Origin of the sequence: Deinococcus arcticus (assembly GCF_003028415.1) — a bacterium.
In the GTDB taxonomy this organism is placed as follows: Bacteria; Deinococcota; Deinococci; order Deinococcales; family Deinococcaceae; genus Deinococcus; species Deinococcus arcticus.
In genome coordinates this window covers 1-16,767 of sequence record NZ_PYSV01000018.1, presented here as the reverse complement: position 1 = coordinate 16,767, position 16,767 = coordinate 1, and the positions used below count along the sequence as shown (strand labels likewise).

Here is a 16,767-nt window from a genome sequence, read left to right as displayed (position 1 = left end):
CGAGAGCCGTGAGGCAGCCAGGGTCGTGGCCAAAGCGACGTTTGGGCTCCCAAGGCCAGCTTCCAACACACCTTTGAGCCGACCTGGGCTGAAATAGGTCAGGACGGCACCAGCCCCCGCACCATTTCCCTTGCCTGCTCCGGCACCAGATTCACGGCGTCCAGATCCTGCACGCCCACCCAGGCGGGCTCATACGAGTTCTCTTCGCTGTGGCGCACGCCTTCGGGGCCGTCGCCCAGGCGCATCTCGCCGGACAGGAGGCGGGTCAGGAAGTAATGTTCCTGGTGACCGAGGTTCTTCAGCGTCAGGACTTCGCGAACGACTTCCACGACCAGGTTCACTTCTTCCAGCATCTCGCGGGCGCAGGCTTCGGCCGGGGTTTCCTTGCCCTCAATGCCGCCGCCGGGCAGGGTGGCGTAGGTACGCCCTGCCTTGCGCCGCAACATCAGCAGGACTTGGTTCTGGTCATTGAAGAGGATGCCAACGGAACGGGGGCGATTCACGACGCCATCCTGAGTTTGAGACGCTCGCCAAAGTCCAGAACTTCACTCAGTTCAATTTGCCAATGGCTCAAGTCCCATTTTGAGTATTCCAAAGGCCCCAATGACTCATCATAGAAGCCGCCAATATGATCATTAATAAGCCTGATATCTGGGCGTTCACCCAGGTCACTCAGTCGCGTCACAAAGTAGCTGAGGTGAACAGAGCTTTGCTCTCTAGAGGCCACAATGCCAAATAGCTCGAAAACATCTTCGTCGGGTGTTCGTGACAACGAAGTCAAAAAAACCACTGCGTGGCGACAATTAAACAGAGCCTCTATCGTGCCTAGCCAACTCTTCTGATAGTCAACAAGGTCAAACACCTCTCCTGAGGAATGCACATCCAATCTATTTTCTCCAATCAGTATGGTGCCTTTGTAAAAAGTCCCATCCCGATCTAGCGATATATCGAACGTCACCCCAACTCCCCCCGAAACTGCCCGATCACCCTCGGATCATTCGCGTAGAAGTAGCGAATATCCGGAATCTTGTACTTCAGCATGGCAATGCGCTCGGGGCCCAGGCCAAAGGCAAAGCCGGTTTTGCCCTCGTACACGCGGGGCTTGCCCTGGGCCTCGCGCAGATCGTCCACGGCCTTGAACACGTTGGGGTGAATCATGCCGCAGCCGCCCAGCTCCAGCCATTTGCTCTCGCCGCGCGGGTTGTCCCAGTACACGGCGAAGTCGGCGCCGGGTTCCACGAAGGGGTAGTAGCTGGGCTGGAAGCGCACCCTGGCGCCCGCGCCGTACAGGCCGCGCGCCATCTCGGCAATCGTGCCCTTCAGGTCGGCCATGGAGATGCCGTCGCCCACCACCAGCCCTTCCAGCTGGTGAAACATGCTCTCGTGGGTGGCGTCGGTGGCCTCGTAGCGGTACACCTTGCCCCGCACGACCACCTTCAGGTCCGGCTCGTGGTCCACCATGTAGCGCACCTGCATGGGGCTGGTGTGGGTCCGTAACAGACGGCCGTCCTCCAGCCAGAAGGTGTCTTGCAGGTCGCGCGCCGGGTGGTACCAGGGCACGTTCAGGGCCTCGAAGTTGTGGTGCTCGTCTTCCACCTCGGGGCCTTCCACCACCGCGTAGCCCAGGCGCTCGTAGATGTTCACGAGGTCCTCGTACACGCGGTTGATGGGGTGCAGGCCGCCGGCCGGCAGGGGCAGGCCGGGCAGGGTCACGTCTATGGCCTCACCCGCCAGTTTGGCGTCCAGGGCCTCGCGCCTGAGGGCCGCCTCGCGCTCGTCCAGCGCCGCCTGAATGGCCTGACGCACCGCGTTGATCTCGGCGCCCCGGGCCCGGCGCTCCTCGGGGGGCAGTTTGCCCAGAGCGCCCAGTTCTTTCGTGACCAGGCCGCTTTTGCCCACATACCTGGTCTTGACGGCCTGCAGGGTCTCCAGGCTGCCGGCGGCGGCGATCTCTTGAATGGCTTCGTGCTGCATGTGTCCTCCTGTTGAACAACCGGTTGGAACAAAGAAAACCCCCGCCTCGCAAGGGTGCGGGCGGGGGCCAGGGCTTGACCTGCTCTCAGGCCAGCCAACCCCCAGAACCGAAAAACGGCGAACGTGAACCGGCCTGGGGTGTCATGCGGCCCAGCCTAGCAGACCAGGGCCAGATGAAGAAACGCGCCAGATGAACTACGGGTCAAATTGACATACACATCACAATCTCGTGAACAATAAAACTCCGATGCAACCCAATCTGCCGGTCCGGCGCCTGATGGCGCTCGCTTCCCTTGCCCTTCTTCTGCCTGCCTGCGGCCGCACCGCGCAGGGCAGCGCTCCGCTGGCGGCGCTGGCGGCAGCGGGCGAACCCGTCCTGAACGAGTTGTACTACGACGCCCCGGGCACCGACGCGGGCACCTTCATCGAACTGAAGGGCCCGGCTGGCAAAAGCCTGAGCGGCTACACGCTGGCGGCCTATGACACGGCGGGCACCCAGTACCGCACGGTCACCCTGTCGGGCACCATTCCGGCCAGCGGGTATTACGTGGTGGCGCAGGACACGACTGTGGCCAGCCGCACCCTGGTCAGCAGCGGCGCAGACCTGAACAACGGCAGCGGCAGCCTGCACCTGCTGAAGTCGGGCGCCTTGGTGGACGCCGTGGCCTACGGCAGCCCCACGACGGGCCGGGGCGAGGGCACGCCGGCCCCCACCACCGGCGCGGGCAGCGCCCTGGCCCGCGTGCCGGACGGCCAGGACACGGGCGCCAACAGCGCCGATTTCAAGGTGCAGGGGGCCACCCCGGGCGCGGCCAACGGGGGCGGCACGGGCGGGGGCGGGGGCACCGGCAAGAAGGTGCTGTTTGACCTCACCAAGGCCGAGGACGCGGGCAACGCCGACTGGCGCATTGACGGCGCGTACAGCGACTACGCGGCGGCCCTGCGTGGCCTGGGCTATACGGTGGCCAGTCTGACCGGCAGCGCCGTGACCTCCACCAGCCTCTCCGGCGTGGCTGTGCTGGTGATCCCCGAGCCGCAGAACCCCTTCAGCGACAGCGAGCGCGCGGCCATCCAGAGCTTCGTGCAGAACGGCGGCGGGGTCTTTTTCATCACGGACCACCGGGTCAGTGACCGCAACAACAACGGCTGGGACAGTCCTGAAGTCTTCAACGGCTGGGACGGCAGCAGTCCGACCAGCGTGAGTGCCACCCTGCAAGCCAGTCTGAACACCGACGGGCTGTTCGGCCTGGGGGCTTCGTTCAATTCCAGCTTCAGCGATCCGGTGTACACGGCCACGCCGCTGACCAGCCACCCCATCCTGAACGGGGTGAGCAGCGCCGGGGTCTACGTGGGCACCAGCGTGGACGTGCGCTCGGGCACAGCGCTGATGGGCACCGGGGGCAAAACCTATCTGGCGGTGAACACGGTCGGCACGGGCCGCGTGGCCATGTGGGGCGACAGCGCCACCTTTGGCGACAACACCTATTCCGACGGCAGCACCGGGCAGTACAACAACTGGCCCAACCTGGGCAACGCCGCGCTGGGCAAGAATGTGGTGCGCTGGCTGGCGGGCGACCTTTAAGAAAGCTTTATCTGCGCAACTGGCCTCTGCCCTGCAGGGGCCAGCTTCTTTTTCCGTCGCCCAGACGCATGCGAGGATGCCCGCATGGTTGCCTCTGTCTTCACGTTCCCGCCCCCCGGAGCCGCCCATGGGTGAAGTTCACGCCGAAGGCTACCTGCTGGCCGCCGGGGTGCTGCTGCTCGTCAGCCTGCTGGTCAGCCGGCTGGGCGGGCGACTGGGCATTCCGGGACTGCTGCTGTTTCTGGGCGTGGGCATGCTGTTTGGCAGCGACGGCCTGGGCATTCAGTTTCAGGATTACGGACTGGCGCAGGCCATCGGCACCGTGGCGCTGTGCTTCATTCTGTTTCAGGGCGGCCTGGACACCAACTGGGCCATGACCCGCCCGGTGGTGCGCCGGGGCCTGAGCCTGGCCACGGTGGGCGTGCTGGCCACCGCCGGCGTCATGGCCGCTTTTACCCACTTCGCCTTTGGCTTTCCCTGGCTGACCGCGTGGCTGCTGGGGGCCATTGTCAGCAGCACGGATGCCAGCGCCGTGTTCTCGGTACTGAAGGAACGCAACCTGGGCCTGAAGGGCGACATTGACCCGCTACTGGAATTCGAATCCGGCGGCAACGACCCCATGGCCGTGTTTCTGACCGTGGGCATCCTGGAACTCATGGCGCACCCGGGGCAGGGCGTGCTGAGCATCGCGCCGCTGTTTCTCAAGGAAATGGCGCTGGGCGCGCTGCTGGGCCTGGGGCTGGGGCGCGCGGCGCTGTGGCTGCTCAACCGCGTGCAGTTGCAGTTTGAAGGACTGTACTCGGTGCTGATGCTGGCGCTGGCCCTGATTATCTTCGCGGGCACGGCCGTGCTGGGCGGCAGCGGCTTTCTGGCCATCTACATTGCAGGCGTGCTGCTGGGCAACGCCGACTTTATTCACAAGCGCTCCCTGATCAACTTTCACGACGGCCTGTCGTGGCTGATGCAGGTGGGCATGTTCCTGACACTGGGGCTGCTGGTCAATCCGCATGAACTGCTCCCCACCGCAGGGCTGGCCCTGGCCTGCTCGCTGGTGCTGGTGTTCGTGGCCCGGCCCATCAGCGTGTACCTGTCGCTGGCGAACGCCCGCATGCCGCTGAACGAGAAAAGCATGGTGGCCTGGGTGGGCCTGCGCGGCGCGGTGCCCATCGTGCTGGCCACCTTTCCGCTGGTGGCGGGCATCCCGGAAGCGCGTACCCTCTTTAACATCGTCTTTTTTATTGTGCTGACCAGTGTGCTGCTGCAGGGCACCACCCTGACCCTGGTGGCCCGCTGGCTGCACGTGCGCGAGGCCATCCCCGAACGCGCCAACTACCCCATTTCCTACACGCCCACCGGCCACAACAAGAACGAGATGGTGGAGGTGGAAGTGGCGCCCGGCAGCCGCGCCGACGGCGGCCGCATCGTGGACCTGCACCTGCCCCCCGAGGCCCTGGTGATTCTGGTGCACCGCGCCGGCGAATTCCTGATTCCCAAAGGCGCCACCCAGCTGCTGGCCGGCGACAGCGTACTGGTGCTGGCGGGTGACGAGGAACTGCAGGCCGTGCGGCAGATGCTGGGGCGGCCATAAGCCAGGGGCGCTGAGTCACGAGCCATGGGCCATGGGCCATGAGCGCTGGGCACTGTGCCCGCCCGGCCCCTTGACCTGCTGCCCCATGTGCCATCCGCCATTTGCTCTCCGCCATCGGCCACCCCCCACGTCTGCCCTGCAAAGACACGCCGCGCGGCCCCCTCAGACAGCAGTGTTACCGTGACCGTATGACCAGCATCGCCCCGCAGTCCACCCCGGCCCGTGACACGGCCATCTTTGACCTGATTGCCCAGGAGGGCGAGCGCCAGCGCCTGGGGCTGGAACTGATCGCCTCGGAGAACTTCACCTCGGCGGCGGTGCGCGAGGCCCAGGGCTCGCTGCTGACCAACAAGTACGCCGAGGGCTACCCCGGCAAGCGCTGGTACGGCGGCTGCGAGGTTGTGGATCAGGTGGAGCAATTGGCCATTGACCGCGTCAAAGCGCTGTTTGGCGCCGCGTGGGCCAACGTGCAGCCGCACTCGGGGTCCAGCGCCAACCTCGCCGTGTACAACGCCCTGATTGAACCCGGCAGCACCGTGCTGGGCATGGACCTCTCGCACGGCGGGCACCTCACGCACGGCAACCCGGTGAACTTCTCGGGGCTGCGTTACCAGATCGTGGGCTACAAGGTGAACCCCGAAACCGAACTCATTGACATGGACGAGGTGCGCCGCCTGGCCCACGAGCACCAGCCCAAGATGATCATTGCGGGCGCCAGCGCCTACAGCCGCACCATTGACTTCGCGGCCTTCCGCGCCGTGGCCGACGAGGTGGGCGCCATTCTGTTTGCCGACATCGCCCACATTGCGGGCCTGATCGCCGCCGGGGTGCACCCCAATGCGCTGCCCCACGCGCATGTGGTGGCCAGCACCACCCACAAGACCCTGCGTGGTCCGCGCGGCGGCATCATTCTCAGCAACGACCCCGAACTGGGCGCCAGGATTGACCGCGCCGTGTTCCCCGGCTACCAGGGCGGCCCGCTGGAGCACGTGATCGCCGCCAAGGCCGTGGCCTTTGGCGAGGCGCTGCAGCCCGAATTCAAAACCTACGCCGCGCAGGTCATCAGGAACGCGCAGGCGCTGGCCGCCGCCTTTCAGGAGCAGGGCTACCGCGTGGTTTCGGGCGGCACCGACAACCACCTGCTGGTGCTGGACCTGCGCCCCCAGGGCCTGAACGGCACCAAGGCCACCCGGCGGCTGGACGCCAACTTTATTACCATCTCCAAATCCACCCTGCCCTACGACACGGAAAAGATTCTGCATGGCGGCGGCATCCGGATCGGCACGCCGGCCGTCACCACGCGCGGCATGGTGGAGAGCGATATGCCCACCATCGCCGCCCTGATTGACCGCGCGCTGAAGGGCGAGGATGTGAAGGCGGAAGTCCACGCCTTCGCCGGGCGCTTTCCCCTGCCCTGAGCCCGTCCCGGCCACACCAGCCACTGGGGGTGCTGCGGGCACCCCTTTTCTTTTTTGTGAGATTTTCCTCATTTGGTGTGTCATAGTGGACAGGCACCATGACGATGGCAGACGTTTCCGGGAACTTCGCTGAGCTGACCCTGCGGCTCACGCGACTGGGGCTGACGGCCCCGGACCTGGGCAGCGCCATGCAGCCGGTGCTGGACGCGCTGCTCTCGGGCGCGGGCGCCCAGGTGGCCGGTTACTACCAGTGGTGGGCGCAGGATCAGGTGTACCGGGTGCGCGCCGAAAGTGGCACCCGGCCCTCCACGCTGCCCCTGCGCGGGCTGGCGCCGGGGCTGCCGCTGGTGCAGGCCCTGCACGGCTCGGCCGAACCGCTGTTCATTCCCGATGTGCGCGCCCACCCGGCGGCGCGCAGCTTCGCGTGGCCGGGGCTGCACGCCATGATCGCCGCGCCCGTGCACGACCGCGAAGGCACCCTGATTGGCGCGCTGCTGCTGCTGGGCTTTACCCCGCAGCCCTGGCCCGCCGGGGCCCCGGCCCTGGTGCGCAGCGTCACGGGCCTGATTGCCCTGCTGGCTGCCCGCCTGGACGCCGAGGAACGCGAACGTGCCGCCCACGAACACGCCCTGCGCGCCCTGGGGCTGTGCCTGGAAGCCCGCAGCGCCGAGACCCACGGCCACACCGACCGCGTGACCCGGCTGGCCACGCAGCTGGGGCAAGCCCTGCACCTCAGCGACGCAGATCTGTGCGCGCTGCGCTGGGGGGCGTACCTGCACGACATTGGAAAGCTGAGCCTGCCCGACGAGATTCTGCACTGCCCCGGTCCCCTGACCGACGAGATGCGCGGGCGCATGCGCCGCCATGTGGACGAGGGGGTGAATCTGGCCCGGCAACTGCCGTTTCTGCCCGGCGAGGCCCTGAACGTGGTGGCCGCCCATCACGAACGCTGGGACGGCACCGGCTATCCCCGCGGCGTGGGCGGCGAGGCTATTCCACTGACCGCACGCATTTTTGCCGTGTGCGATGTCTTTGACGCCCTGACCAGCAGCCGCAGCTACAAGGCCGCCTGGCGCGCCGACGAGGCGCTGAGTTTTATTCAGGCGGCCAGCGGCACCCACTTTGACCCCCGGGTGGTGCGCGCGCTGACCGGCGTGCTGGGCCGGGCGCAGGCGTAAGGGCGTTCCCCGTCACAGACCCGTCACGCCGCGCCCCTATACTCGCCCTCATGAGACGCGCCGCCTTCCTGCTGCTGGGCCTGCTGGCCAGCTCTGCCGCCGCGCAGCGCACGGTGAACATTGGGCTGGGCTACAACCCCGACGTGCAGTTCACGCCCTTTTACGTGGCCGACAAACTGGGCTATTTCGGGGCCGAGGGCCTGAAGGTGACCTACCAACACGGCTACGTTTCGCAGCTACTGCCCCTGCTGCTGCAGGGCAAGCTGGATTTCGTGGTGGGCGACCCCGAAGACGCCATCTTCGCGCGCAACCAGGGCGCGGACGTGCGCTACGTGATGACCATGTACCAGAAAAACCCGGTGACGGTGTTCAGCCTGAAGCCGCTGAATACGGTGCAGGACCTCAGGGGCCTGACGGTTGGCCTGCCCGGCCCCTTCGGCAGTTCCTACCACGCCATTCAGGCCCTGCTGGACAGCGCGGACCTGCAGGAAGGCAGGGACGTGCGCCTGAGCAGCATCGGCTTTACCCAGGTGGACGCCGTGCGCGCCGGGCGGGTAGACGCCGCCGTGGGCTACGCCAACAACGACGTGCTGCAACTGGCCCGCACCAGCGGCCGGCGCGTGTACACCCTGGATGTCACGGGCGCCTACCCCATGGTGGGCGTGGGCCTGATTGGCAGCGGCAAGAGCCTGCAGGGCGACCTCGCCCGGAAGGTGGTCCGCGCCGCGCAGCGTGGCCTGAAATTCACGGTGGCCGACCCCGCGCGCGCCTTCCGGCTGGCGCAGCCGGTGTTTGGCAGCAGCGGCAGCCTGGACGTGCTGCGCGCCAGCGTGCCGCTGATGACCGGGCCGTATACGCAGAGCAACGGCATTGGGGCCATGAATCCAGCGGCGTGGACCAAGGCGGTGGCGGCGCTGGTCAAGCAGGGCAAGCTGCCCGCCAGCGCCAGGGCCACCGATTACTACACCAACACCTTCATCAGCAAAACGCTGAAGTAAACCTGCCGAGAAGAGCCGCGCCCGTCCTGGGCGCGGTTTTGTTGTGTTCTGCGCCCGGCCTTGCATCTGTCATGGCCCCTAGGCGTGATGGCCTAGCGCCGCAGATCTTCGTGACAGGCGCCGCATTTGCCTGCTACGCTGACCCCATCACCGAAAGGAGGTGCTGCCTATGACCGACATCACAACCACCTGGACCGCTGCCCACCGAGTCTTCGTCCCTGCGTACAGGAGTGATTTTGTTTCACCAACCGTGGCCGCCTCTGCCTTCGGGCGCACCCAAGCCTTGTAACCCACGGGGGCGCCCATGAGCGCCCAGCGACAGACACCGTGGATGACCCAGGATGATTTCTGGGACGATGCCAACGAGCCGCAAGACCGCATTCGCCGCCCCCGCAAGAAGCCGGCGGGCCGCCGCGCCCTGGCCGACCTGACGGCCGAAGACAGCGACCTGCAAGACGACATCATTCGCCGCCTGAAAGACCTGGGCCACATCACCGAAGTGGTGGCCGAGCTCAAAAGCGGCAAGGAAGCCACCGCCTACGTGGCGCGCGGCCCCCGGGGCAGCGTGCTGCTCAAGCTCTACCGCGACCTGGAAGCCCGCTCTTTCAAGAACGACGCCGTGTACCGCGCCGGGCAGGTGATTCTGGACGCCCGCGCCAAGCGGGCCATGGAAGGCCGCACCCGCAAGGGCCTGGCCATGCTGCAAGAGGGCTGGGTGAACGCCGAGTACGCCCACCTGTGGCAGCTGTGGCACGCGGGCCTGCCGGTCCCCGAACCCCTGGTGGGGCCGCATCCCTTCGAGTACGCCCAGACCACCCCCGCCGTGTTGATGCGTCTGATTGGCACCGAAGACCAGATTGCCCCGCGCCTGAGTGACGCTGCCCTGAGCCCCCAGCAAGCCCAGAGCGCCTGGGACCAGAGCGTGCGTGGTATGGCCGATCTGCTGCGGCTGGGGTACGCCCACGGCGACTACAGCACCTACAACCTTCTCTGGTGGGAGGACACCGTGACCATCATCGATTTTCCCCAGCTCACCACGCGCCAGAACCCCCATTTTCACGACCTGCTGGCCAGAGACGCCCAGAGCCTCGTGACCAGCTTCCGCAAGCACGGCATTCAGGCCGACGCCCAGAGCACCCTGCGCGAGGTGCAGCGCCGCGCCCTGGGCCCGGCGCCGACTCCCCGGCTGCTGCTGCCGTGAAGGCCACGCGCCGCGCCGGACCCACTTCCTTGGTGAAGTGGGTTTTTTGTGTCTGACCTGGAGGCCCCTGTTTCATACTGCCCCTATGCCACGCCCCCTGACCTTCCTGCTGGTCCTGCTGCCCTTCCTGCTGGGCAGCAGCGCCGCCCGCCGCACTCGCCCGGAGCGCCGTGAGCGCTGAGGCCCCTCTCGCTGCGCGCCCCTGGCGCTCGGTGCTGTATGTGCCGGGCGACAAGCCGCGCGCCCTGGACAAGGCCCGGACCCTGGGAGCCGACGCCGTGATCCTGGACCTGGAAGACGCTGTGGCCCCCGAACACAAGGCCAGCGCCCGCGAGCACGTGCGCGCCGCTCTGGCCCAGCCCTGGCCGGTGCCGGTGCTGCTGCGCCTGAATGCCCCTGGCACCCCCTGGCACGAGGACGATCTGGCCCTGGCCGCGCACCCGGCCCTTGGAGGCGTGGTGCTGCCCAAGGTGGAGGCGCCGCCCACACTGGCCGGGCCGCAGCCTGTCTTGCACCCTGTCTGGGCCATGATCGAAACGCCCCTGGGGGTGCTGAACGCCGCCGCGATTGCCGCCGCGCCCGGGGTGGCCGGCCTGATCGCCGGAGCGAATGATCTGGCCCGCGCCCTGCGCACCCGGCCCCACCCTGGCCGGGCGCCACTGCTGCACGCCCTGAGCGCGGTGGTGCTGGCCGCCCGCGCCTGCGGCCGGGTGCCCCTGGACGCGGTGTACAACGACGTGCGCGACCCCGAAGGCTTCGCGCGGGAGTGCGCGCAGGGCCGCGCCCTGGGCTTTGCGGGCAAAACCGTGATTCACCCCGGCCAGATTGAGCCTGCCCACGCCGCCTACGGGGTGGGCGAGGCCGAGGCCGACACCGCCCGCGCGCTTGTTGCCGCCTGGAACGTGGCCCGCGCCGCCGGCCAGAGCGTGGCCACCTTTCAGGGGGCCCTGGTGGAGCAGATGCATGTGGACGAGGCCCAGGAGACGCTGGCGCTCTGGGCGGCGCAGGGAAAGCGCTAGGCGTCCAGCACCTGAGGCTGCACCGCGCCCTCTCCCCCACCCTGCGCCAGCCACGCCTGCAGGGCGGCCCAGCCGTCCTCACTCAGTTCGCCCTGGGCGAGGCCGCCCTCTTCCACCGCCCAGCCGCGCCGGTTGGCGTCGGCGGGCAGGCCGGCAAAACTGTAGCGGCCCGGCGGCAGTGAACCAGAGGGCCTGAGCGTCACCAGATGCGGGTAGTATTCCTCCTCGAAGCGGCGCTCAAGCCGCGCCTCGCGTCCGTGGTCTACCCCGGAAATCCCGAAGAACAGAAAAAAGGGCCCCAGATCCACGAACGGCCGCAGGCGGCGGCGCCGGGCCGACAGCAGTCGTACCGTCAGCCCTCGGGGCGCCAGAGCTTTACCCAGGTGGGTCATGGCTCTTGTCTACCCCTGGCGGAGGCGGACATTCCAGCCCCGGCCTATGCTCGCTCCATGAAGACGGCGCGAATTCTCCGGTGGTCAGGGGCTCAGACCTGACGGCCCGCGCGCTGTCCTGTGGCCCCCGAGCTTCACACTCGGGGGCCCTTTCTTTGGGAGACCACATGACCAGAGCCCCCCAACCCCAAGACCTGACCGCCAGCGACGTGCTGCGCCTCGCCCTGACCGGCAAGGTGTACGGCGCGGCCATTGAGACCCCCCTGAGCGAGGCCCCGCGCCTGAGTGCGCGTACCGGCAGCCGCGTGCTGCTCAAGCGTGAGGATCAGCAGCCCATCTTTTCCTTCAAGCTGCGCGGGGCCTACAACAAGATGGCGCAGCTGAGTGCCGCCGAGCGCCAGCAGGGCGTGATCTGCGCCTCGGCGGGCAACCACGCGCAGGGAGTGGCCTACGCCGCGCAGCAGCTGGGCCTGCGGGCGGTGATCGTGATGCCCGCCACCACGCCGGAGATCAAGGTGGCCGCCTGCCGCGCCCGCGGCGCCGAGGTGGTGCTGTTCGGAGACTCCTTTAGCGACGCTGAAACCCACGCCTACGCCCTGCAGGCGGCGCGCGGCCTGACCTTCGTGCACCCCTACGACGATCCCCTGGTGCTGGCTGGCCAGGGCACGGTGGCCCTGGAACTGCTGCGGCAGCTGGACACCGAGGGGCCGGTGACGGTCTTTGTGCCGGTGGGCGGCGGCGGCTTGATTGCCGGGGTGGCGGGCGTGCTGGCGGCCCTGCGCCCGGACATCCGGGTGGTGGGGGTGGAGCCCGAAGACAGCGACGCCATGTACCAGTCGGTGCAGGCAGGCGAGCGGGTGCGGCTCTCGGAGGTGGGCATTTTCGTGGATGGCGTGGCAGTCAAGCAGGTGGGCGCCTACACCTTTGAACTGGCGCGGCGCCACGTGCACGACTGGGTGCGCGTGACCACCGACGAGGTGTGCGCGGCCATCAAGGACGTGTTCGACGACACCCGCGCTGTGATGGAGCCGGCCGGGGCGCTGGCGGTGGCGGGGCTCAAACGCTTCGCCGCACAGCACGAACTGCGCGGGCACACCCTGGTGGCCCTGACCTGCGGCGCCAACGTGAACTTTGACCGCCTGCGCCACGTGGCCGAGCGCGCCGAGATCGGCGAGCAGCGCGAGGCCATCCTGGCCGTGACCATTCCCGAGCAGCCCGGCGCCTTCCGGGCCTTTATTGAGGTGGTGGGCAAGCGGGCCATCACCGAATTCAACTACCGCTACGCGCCCCGCGCCCAGGCACAGATTTTCGTGGGGGTGCAGCTGGCCGGCGCCCACGAACGCGCCGCCCTGCGCGGCGACCTGGAAGCGCGCGGCTACCCGGTGCTGGACCTCACCGGCGACGAACTGGCCAAGGTGCATGTGCGGCACATGGTGGGCGGGCGGGCACCCGAGGCGGCGTTTGAGCGCGTCTATTCGTTCACCTTTCCCGAACGCCCCGGCGCCCTGCTGGATTTTCTGACCCAGCTGCACGGCCGCTGGAACATCAGCCTCTTTCACTACCGCAACCACGGCAGCGCCCACGGCCGGGTGCTGGCGGGCCTGCAGGTGCCCCCGGACGACGAGGCGGCCTTCGGGGCCTTCCTGGCCGGCGTGGGCTACCCCGCCACCGACATGACCGCCAATCCCGCCTACCGCCTGTTTCTGACCTGAGCGCGGGTGTGCTTGAGCCTGCTCCGCTGGCACCCCGCCCGGCTTAGGGTGGTTGGCCAGTGACGCTGGAGCTGTCTGGACGCCCGGTCACACATGAAGGGGTGCTGCGGCCCCACTCACCCCGCGCAGGGGCCGGCGTGGCCAGATGAAGCGCATGGCAGAGACCCGCACAACGCAGACCCTGGGCCTGAGTGGCGCGTGGCAGGGTGAGGCCACTGACCCCCAGCGCACCTTCCGGGGCGAGGTTGCCACCTCCAATCTGGAAGCGCTTCCGGTGGGCACGGCTGTAGAGGTCACCTTTCACACCAGCGCCCGCCGGGTCAGCGGCCCTGGCGAGCACGGCAGTTACCTGCTGAGTGCGGGGGAACACACCTGGACCGTGGCCCGTTTCACCCAGCACCCCAGCGCCACGGGCCACAGCCGCGATGACCGCGTGCCCTCCGGCGACTGGGTGGCCGAACTCGTCTCCTCCTGAAACGGGGGGGCCTGAAGCGGGACCTGGCCTTGCGCGCGGTGGGGAGCTGCGCCTACGCTGGCCCATGCCCACCCCTCACCTGCTGGACCTTCCGCCCACCGACCCGCGCGTGCAGGCCCTGATGAACGCCCAGCAGCGCGAACTGCGCGAGCTGTACCAGGACACCGATGAGCGCACCGAGCCCTTTGACCCCCTGACCCTGAGCGGCGAGGGCTGCGTGCTGCTGGCCGCCGAGGAAGGCGGAAAGCTGCTGGCCTGCGGGGCGCTGAAACGCTGGGACAGGGACTCGGCCGAGGTCAAACGCATGTACACCGTGCCCGGAGCGCGGGGGTGCGGCCTGGGGCGGGCGCTGCTGCACGAACTGATTGCCCGGGGCCGCGCGGCGGGTTACCGCCGCCTGGTGCTGGAAACTGGCGATCAGCAGGCCGCCGCACTGGCCCTGTACGAGCGCGCGGGCTTTCGCCGTATTCCCAACTTCGGCTACTACGAGGGCATGGACAACAGCCTGTGCTACGAGCTGCCGCTGCAGGACACCTGAGAGAGGCTGGCTGAGCGCCCCTGCGCCTGATCTGTTCAGGCGGAGTACCTTCCGGGGCGCACCCCTCGCGCCCTTTGACTCTGTGACAGAGGCTCACCTGCCTTTGGGCACGAAGCTGGATAAAAAGCGCGTGGGCCCTTACGCAAGCTTGAGGGCTGGGGCCGTGGCCAGCCACGTTGATGAACCGGACCCGTGGAGCAGAGGGGCCGCCCAGCCAACCGCAGTCACAACTGCTGGCGAGTGCAGCGGACAGACCCTTTGTGCCACCAGGTTTCAGGTGCGTGAAGGGGGCCAGTGGCAAGCGCAGCCCTGGTGGCGACAGCACCGGCAGGTTGGCCGCCCAGTCTCCTGGCGCCCCCAATCCATTGACAAAACCATAGCCATCCACACTGGACTCGTGTTTCGCTTTCGCCTATACTGCCCCGAGGTTGTTATGCCTATAGCAGAAATTATCAGTGTAGGAACAGAACTGCTGTTCGGCGAAATTGTTGACAGCAACGCGGCGTTCCTGGCCCGTGAACTGGCCGGGCGCGGCGTGACCCTGCACCGCAAGTCTGTGCTGGGCGACAACCTGCACCGCCTCAAAGACGCCATTCACACGGCCCTGGGCCGCGCTGACCTGCTGCTGCTGGGCGGCGGCCTGGGCCCCACCGACGACGACCTGACGCGCGAGGCGATTGCCGCCGCGCTGCAGGAAACCCCCGAAGTCGACCCCCACCTCCTGGCCACGCTGCGCGGGCTGTTCGAGTCGCGTGGCCGCGCCATGCCCGAGATCAACCGCAAGCAGGCGTGGCTGATTCCCTCGGCCGAGGCCCTGCCCAACCCGGTGGGCACCGCGCCGGGCTGGTTTGTCCGCACCGTCTGGGAGGGCAAAGACCGGCTGATCGTGGCCCTGCCCGGCCCACCCCGGGAGATGCACAGGATGTGGCGCGAGCAGGTGCTGCCCCGTCTGCCGCTGCCGGGCGCCGCGCTGCTGCACACCACCCTTCATACCCAGGGAATTGGCGAAAGCAACGTGGCGGAGCTGCTGGGCGACCTGACCCGGCAGGCCAACCCCAGCGTGGCCACCTATGCCCGCCGCACTGGCGTGGACGTGCGCGTGGCCGCCAGCGCCCCCACCGAAGCCCAGGCCCAGGCCCTGCTGAACCCTGTGCGCGAGCAGGTGCGCGCGGCGCTGAAAAAGTGGACCTGGGGCGAGGACGACCAGACCCTGCCGGGCGCGGTGCAGGCCGCCCTGGGCAGCCGCACGCTGGGCGTCATTGAAGCGGGCAGCGGCGGCGTGCTGTGTACCCTGCTGGCCGACCAGCGCGGTTTTCTGGACGCCGCTGTCACCCAGGACCACCGCCGCCTGATCACGCTGGGCCTGACCCCGGTCACCCTGCACGATCAGGGCCTGTACAGCGAGCAGGCCGCGCGGGAACTGGCGGCGGGCGCCCGTGAACACCTGGGTGCCCAGGTGGGGCTGGCGGTGGTGGCCTGCACCGCTGGCGAGGGCACCGGACAGACCCACGCGGCGCTGGACACCGGCGAGGGCGAGGCGCGCACCTTTAGCCTGAACTGGCCCGGCGACGCGGCGCAGGTGCGCGACCGGGCGGCAGTCTGGGCCCTGGGGCTTGCCCTGCGGGGCCTGCGGCCCGGAGGATGGTCGGCGTGAAGGTCAAAGCTGCCCCCCGCCGCCCGGCGCCCCCCCGGGACACTGCTCCGCCCGCCGCCCACAAGCCCAGCACCCTGCGTCTGTTCTACGCCCTGAAGGTGCCCGCCGATCTGGCCCCGGCCCTGCAAGGCGCCCAGGGTAAGCTGCGCGGCAACTGGCGCGCGGTGCCCGCCGATCAGTTTCATGTGACCCTGGCGTACCTGCCAGCAGTGCCGCCCGAACGCGTGGATGACCTGAAGCGTCTGGGGACCCGGCTGACCCAGGGCCTTGCCCCACTGCACCTGAAGCTGCGCGGCACCGGCTACTTTCCCAACGAAGGCAGCCCCCGCGTGTGGTTTGTGAAGGTGGAGGGCGAGGGCCTGAACGAGCTGGCCGCCGCCCTGCGCGAGGGCCTGAACGAGCTGGGCGTGAAGACCGACGACCTGCCCTTCAAGGCCCACGTGACCCTGGCGCGCAAGAAGGGCCCGGCGCCGCGCGTGCCGCCCCTGCTGTTCCCGCAGGGCTGGCAGGCTGCGCAGGTCACGCTGTTCCGCTCCATTCTGCGCAAGACCGGCCCCATTCACGACACGGTCAGCACCTTCCGTCTGCGCGGCGCTCCTGCGCCCGCACCCGATGCCGCCCCCTCTGCCCCTGCCCCCCGTGCCCAGGAGACCCTATGAGCAAAGAAAAAGAGCTGAACACCACTGCCCCCGCCGACGCCAAAGAGCGGGCGAAGGCGATCGAAACGGCGATGAGCCAGATTGAAAAGGCCTTTGGCAAGGGCTCAATCATGAAGCTGGGCGCCGAGAGCAAGCTCGACGTGCAGGCCGTGTCCACCGGCAGCCTCAGTCTGGACCTCGCGCTGGGGATCGGCGGCGTGCCCAAGGGCCGCATCACCGAGATCTACGGCCCCGAGTCCGGCGGCAAGACCACCCTGGCTCTCTCCATCGTCGCCCAGTCCCAGAAGGCCGGCGGCACCTGCGCCTTTATTGACGCCGAGCACGCCCTGGACCCGGTGTACGCCCGCAGCCTGGGGGTCAACACCGACGAACTGCTCGT

The 16,767-nt window shown here is 68.1% G+C and carries 16 protein-coding genes and 1 pseudogene; 13 read left to right on the top strand and 4 right to left on the bottom strand.

The genetic code is table 11. The features are described 5' to 3' along the window. Positions 1-98: 98 nt before the first annotated feature. The 3 genes from C8263_RS15540 to pheS all read right to left on the bottom strand — a co-directional run bounded on the left by C8263_RS15540 (position 99) and on the right by pheS (position 1,974). On the bottom strand, positions 99-503 hold the full coding sequence (locus C8263_RS15540) for an NUDIX domain-containing protein (protein ID WP_107139050.1): 405 nt from the start codon (positions 501-503) through the stop codon (positions 99-101). Continuing rightward, complete coding sequence (locus C8263_RS19025) at positions 500-862, bottom strand: hypothetical protein (protein ID WP_146160721.1); 363 nt, start codon at positions 860-862, stop codon at positions 500-502. The genes C8263_RS15540 and C8263_RS19025 overlap by 4 nt, the downstream gene beginning before the upstream one ends. Positions 863-954: 92 nt before the next feature. Further along, complete coding sequence (pheS, locus tag C8263_RS15535; protein ID WP_107139049.1) at positions 955-1,974, bottom strand: phenylalanine--tRNA ligase subunit alpha; 1,020 nt, start codon at positions 1,972-1,974, stop codon at positions 955-957. Between the two features lie 247 nt (positions 1,975-2,221). On the opposite strand from pheS, the gene C8263_RS15530 reads away from it, so the two are divergent. The 7 genes from C8263_RS15530 to C8263_RS15500 all read left to right on the top strand — a co-directional run bounded on the left by C8263_RS15530 (position 2,222) and on the right by C8263_RS15500 (position 10,958). Then, entirely contained in the window at positions 2,222-3,556 is a 1,335-nt protein-coding gene (locus C8263_RS15530) for a Gldg family protein (RefSeq protein ID WP_107139048.1), read from the top strand. Positions 3,557-3,683: 127 nt separating this feature from the next. Beyond that, entirely contained in the window at positions 3,684-5,144 is a 1,461-nt protein-coding gene (locus C8263_RS15525) for a potassium/proton antiporter (protein ID WP_107139047.1), read from the top strand. A gap of 188 nt (positions 5,145-5,332) precedes the next feature. Continuing rightward, positions 5,333-6,562, top strand: coding sequence for a serine hydroxymethyltransferase (gene glyA / locus C8263_RS15520; protein WP_107139046.1), 1,230 nt, complete (start codon positions 5,333-5,335; stop codon positions 6,560-6,562). A gap of 98 nt (positions 6,563-6,660) precedes the next feature. Further along, a complete protein-coding gene (locus tag C8263_RS15515) occupies positions 6,661-7,740 on the top strand; it encodes an HD domain-containing phosphohydrolase (protein ID WP_107139045.1) in 1,080 nt (359 codons plus the stop codon). Positions 7,741-7,790: 50 nt separating this feature from the next. Beyond that, complete coding sequence (locus C8263_RS15510) at positions 7,791-8,738, top strand: ABC transporter substrate-binding protein (RefSeq protein WP_107139044.1); 948 nt, start codon at positions 7,791-7,793, stop codon at positions 8,736-8,738. Positions 8,739-9,042: 304 nt separating this feature from the next. Continuing rightward, a complete protein-coding gene (locus C8263_RS15505) occupies positions 9,043-9,939 on the top strand; it encodes an RIO1 family regulatory kinase/ATPase domain-containing protein (RefSeq protein ID WP_107139043.1) in 897 nt (298 codons plus the stop codon). Positions 9,940-10,109: 170 nt separating this feature from the next. Continuing rightward, entirely contained in the window at positions 10,110-10,958 is an 849-nt protein-coding gene (locus C8263_RS15500; RefSeq protein WP_233218850.1) for an HpcH/HpaI aldolase/citrate lyase family protein, read from the top strand. On the opposite strand, the gene C8263_RS15495 is transcribed toward C8263_RS15500, so the two are convergent. After that, the gene (locus tag C8263_RS15495) at positions 10,955-11,350 is read right to left on the bottom strand and encodes a hypothetical protein (protein WP_107139042.1); all 396 of its coding nucleotides are present in this window, start codon (positions 11,348-11,350) and stop codon (positions 10,955-10,957) included. The genes C8263_RS15500 and C8263_RS15495 overlap by 4 nt on opposite strands. 167 nt (positions 11,351-11,517) lie before the next feature. Here C8263_RS15495 and ilvA point away from each other — a divergent pair, with 167 nt between their 5' ends. The 6 genes and pseudogenes from ilvA to C8263_RS15465 form a co-directional block, all read left to right on the top strand. Continuing rightward, positions 11,518-13,062, top strand: coding sequence for a threonine ammonia-lyase, biosynthetic (gene ilvA, locus C8263_RS15490; protein WP_107139041.1), 1,545 nt, complete (start codon positions 11,518-11,520; stop codon positions 13,060-13,062). Positions 13,063-13,216: 154 nt separating this feature from the next. Beyond that, positions 13,217-13,537, top strand: coding sequence for a hypothetical protein (locus tag C8263_RS15485; protein WP_146160720.1), 321 nt, complete (start codon positions 13,217-13,219; stop codon positions 13,535-13,537). A 64-nt stretch (positions 13,538-13,601) separates the two neighbouring features. After that, entirely contained in the window at positions 13,602-14,075 is a 474-nt protein-coding gene (locus C8263_RS15480) for a GNAT family N-acetyltransferase (protein WP_233218849.1), read from the top strand. 433 nt (positions 14,076-14,508) lie between these two features. After that, positions 14,509-15,729, top strand: a complete 1,221-nt coding sequence (locus tag C8263_RS15475) for a CinA family nicotinamide mononucleotide deamidase-related protein (RefSeq protein WP_107139039.1) — start codon at positions 14,509-14,511, stop codon at positions 15,727-15,729. Beyond that, positions 15,717-16,388 (top strand): RNA 2',3'-cyclic phosphodiesterase, encoded by a 672-nt coding sequence (gene thpR, locus C8263_RS15470; protein ID WP_107139038.1) that lies wholly within the window; start codon positions 15,717-15,719, stop codon positions 16,386-16,388. Before C8263_RS15475 ends, thpR begins: the two co-directional genes overlap by 13 nt. Next, positions 16,385-16,767 (top strand): annotated as a pseudogene (locus C8263_RS15465) (recombinase RecA); the annotation flags it as partial. The gene thpR and the pseudogene C8263_RS15465, both read left to right, overlap by 4 nt.